We start from the raw sequence: 1,933 nt of genomic DNA, 5'->3' as shown, positions 1-1,933 counted from the left end.
TTTTTGTTTGTTTCTGTATATTTTTGGTCATTGATATATTTCTCTACAACTTCTTTGCTCATATTGCCCAATGTACTCATATAGTAACTTGGCGACCAAAGATGACCGCCCCAATATTGGCTACGTCGTATTTCTGGATGATTTTGTAAAAAAATATAGGCACTACGTCCTTTGAGCGCCTTAATGGCACTAGCCGGCGCTTTGCTTGGCGGAAAACTGATCAGCATATGAATGTGATCCGGCATGACTTCCATCTTTTCGATTACGATGTCATTGTTATCTGCAACTTGCTGCAAGATAGCTTTCATTTCGTTAGATAAGGCCTCGGTTGTAAAAGTCTGATTGCGATATTTAGTTACCCAGATCAAATGGTAATGGAAATTATAGATATAACGACGAGTATAAATGGCCTCTTTGATTTTTTCTTTAGTCATAATATGGTCTCCTTTGTTAATACATTGACATCATGATATAATGTTATTATATCAATAAGGGAGGTGAAATCAAATGAAATCAATGGCAAAAATGAAATATCATTATGGCCTAAAAATGCGCTGCTATCCTAGTGACCAACAAAAGCAGTTGATTAAAATCAACAGTGACGCTAGTCGCTTTATCTATAACGAAATGGTTGCGATCAATAAGGAACTGATGCAGCTTCGCAGAGTTAAGCTACCGATTGACATAGTTCGGGATCGTATTAAGCAACTAACTATGCGCCAAAACGCTAAGCAAATGTCTAATCACTATCAATTCTTAGAAGATAAACGAATTGATAGTTTGACGAAAGCTAATGCCATTCAGAACTATCGGAAAGCTTGGAATGCTTTTCGGAAGGTTCACACCGCTGGTGTTCCTAAGTTTCATCGAAAGAATTATCGCTGGCGTTATCAAACCAATTGTCAATACCCAGGGCAAAAGACTGCGTTGCTAACTAACGGTACAGTCTGTTTTCTAGATAATAGCCATGTCAAAGTCCCTAAAATCGGACTGTTACGTGTTGCCGGTTCGCAAGCACGGCTTTTGAAAAGAATATGCGAGACTAGAATTGGTACTGTGACGTTGACTAAAGATTCAGCGGATCGCTTCTTCTTATCAATGCAGTTAGCTTCAGATGAATCTTTTGTTAAAGTGGCCAAAGCTACTCATGGGCATGTTGGAATTGATCTTAATACTGATAACTTCTTAACCGACAGTGGAGGTAACATAGTTCCTAATCCACGATATTATCGCACTATTAAAGGTAAATTAGCCAAAGAACAGCGCATTTTATCTAGACGGCAACAACGTGCAAAAAAAGAACATCGTTCTTTACGCGATAGTAAAAATTACCAAAAGCAACGCTTGCTAGTTGCCAAACTTCATGCCAAAGTAATGAACCAAAGACATAATTTTCTCCAACAAATCTCTACTGCATTAATCAAGAACCACGATTTAGTAGTAGCCGAAGAGTTGCGTAGCAAGAATATGCTTAAAAATCATGCTTTAGCACTTAGTATTTCTGACGTTGGTTGGCGAACATTTCTTGGCATGTTGGCTTATAAAGCAAAGCTTTATGGGCGTCAATTTATCACAATCAATCCAAGAAACACTACCCAAACATGTTGCGATTGTGGCTTTGTGATGGGCACTAATGGGACGGACAAACTAACGTTAGATGACCGAAAATGGACTTGTCCTAACTGTGGTATTCACCATATTCGTGACTGGAACGCAGCTAAAAATATTCTTGATAAGGGAATAGCTAAACTAGCTTAGCTTATCTGTCCCTATGGCAACCTGGGGACATAAAAGGCGTTGGTAATTAGACGACCGCTGTTTGATTACAATTTCGGTTGGTCAAATAAGTTGTCCCTATCTACGCAAATTGTGGTTCGAAATCTGTAAGGATTTTCGGCTCACAAGCCACTGACTTTAGTCAGTGGTGGTTGAC

At 38.9% G+C, this 1,933-nt stretch carries 2 protein-coding genes; one reads left to right on the top strand and one right to left on the bottom strand.

All coding sequences use genetic code 11. The features are described from left to right. Window positions 1-434: IS200/IS605 family transposase (gene tnpA, locus LMU01S_RS09915; RefSeq protein WP_061773582.1), on the bottom strand; the 434-nt coding region annotated here is incomplete at its 3' end. Between the two features lie 73 nt (window positions 435-507). Between tnpA and LMU01S_RS09910 the strand changes: the two genes are divergently transcribed. Further along, window positions 508-1,758: an RNA-guided endonuclease InsQ/TnpB family protein gene (locus LMU01S_RS09910; RefSeq protein WP_004050805.1), complete on the top strand. Its 1,251-nt coding sequence runs from the start codon at window positions 508-510 to the stop codon at window positions 1,756-1,758. Window positions 1,759-1,933: the final 175 nt, after the last annotated feature.

The sequence above is a fragment of the Ligilactobacillus murinus DSM 20452 = NBRC 14221 genome (genome assembly GCF_001591685.1).
Lineage (GTDB): Bacteria > Bacillota > Bacilli > Lactobacillales > Lactobacillaceae > Ligilactobacillus > Ligilactobacillus murinus.
Note: the sequence above shows the minus strand (reverse complement) of the source record. Positions and strands in the feature narration are given on the sequence as shown.